This window comes from Kitasatospora sp. NPDC093558, assembly GCF_040683475.1.
GTDB lineage: Bacteria > Actinomycetota > Actinomycetes > Streptomycetales > Streptomycetaceae > Kitasatospora.
The window spans coordinates 1-1,229 of record NZ_JBFBDY010001269.1 but is presented as its reverse complement, the minus strand read 5'-3'; the positions used below and the strand labels follow the sequence as shown (position 1 = coordinate 1,229).

Here is a 1,229-nt window from a genome sequence, read left to right as displayed (position 1 = left end):
CGGGGCGCCGCGGAACGCCGCGCCGCCGGCAGGTCGGCGGTGACGTGGCGCAGCGCCTCGTGGGTCTCGGCCGCGAAGGTGTCGTCCAGGCGCGTCTCCAGCTCGGCCTTGGTCATCCGGTTCTGGCTGAACTGCTCGCACAACCGGGCGGCCACCGCCTCGCGTTCGGCCTCGGAGATCCAGTCGCGGTGGGATCCGTTCGTCATGTTCCCTCGCTCTCGGTGTCTGCAGCGGACGTGCTGCCGGCCGGTGTGCCGCCCTGGTGACGTGCACTCAGGTGACGTGCTCCCTGGTGACGTGCGCTCAGTGGACGGTGTCGGGTTCGGCCGGAGCGCTCGCCCCGGCGGTGCTGCGGGGGCCGGGGACGTGGGTCGGGCCCGGCCGGCCCGGCCACCACAGCCGGGGGCCGATGTCCAGGGCGAGGGCGGGCACCAGGAGCGTGCGCACCACGAGGGTGTCCAGCAGCACGCCCACCGCGACCAGGACGCCCAGCTGCAGCATGCCGACCGCCGGCAGGACGCCGAGCGCCGCGAAGGTGGCCGCCAGGACGAGGCCGGCGCTGGTGATGACCCCTCCCGTCACGGCGAGGGCGCGCACCACACCGCGTGCGTGGCCGATCCGTGCGACCTCCTCCCGGGCCCGGGTCATCATGAAGATCGTGTAGTCGACCCCCAGCGCGACGAGGAAGAGGAAGCCCATCAGCGGCAGCGACTCGTCCGAGTGCGGGTGCCCGAGCGCGCGGAAGAGCAGGACGGAGGCGCCGAGCGCGGCGCCGAAGGACAGCACCACACTCGCCAGCAGGAGCACCGGAGCCACCAGGGAGCGCAGGAGCACCATCAGGACGAGCAGCACGACGGCGAGCACCAGCGGCATCACCAGCCGCTCGTCGCGCGCCGTGGTGTCGGCGACGTCCAGGCTCTGCGCCGTGCTGCCGCCGATCAGCGCCCCGGCGTCCGCCTTGTCGTGCACGGCGGTGCGCAGCTGCTCGACGGTGGCCTCGGCGGCCTTGCTGCCGGGCGGGTCGGTGAGCAGGGCCTGGATCCGCAGCGAGTCGCCGGAGATCTGGGCGGGGGAGACCGCGGCCACCCCGGGCAGGCCCTGGACGGCGGCCCTGACCTGCTCGGCCTTCGCCGCGTCGGCGTAGATGTCCAGCGGTGCGGAGGAGCCCGCCGGGTAGTGCGCGGCCAGGACGGTCTGGCCGGTCACCGACTCGGGCGTGCCGGTGAAGG

At 74.4% G+C, this 1,229-nt stretch carries 2 protein-coding genes; both read right to left on the bottom strand.

Annotated elements, in window-relative coordinates; all coding sequences use genetic code 11:
• On the bottom strand, positions 1-206 hold a 206-nt coding region (locus AB0O00_RS40270; protein ID WP_363659623.1), incomplete at its 3' end, for a DUF1707 domain-containing protein.
• Between the two features lie 97 nt (positions 207-303).
• A partial coding sequence (locus AB0O00_RS40265) for an MMPL family transporter (RefSeq protein WP_363659622.1) occupies positions 304-1,229 on the bottom strand: 926 nt, incomplete at its 5' end.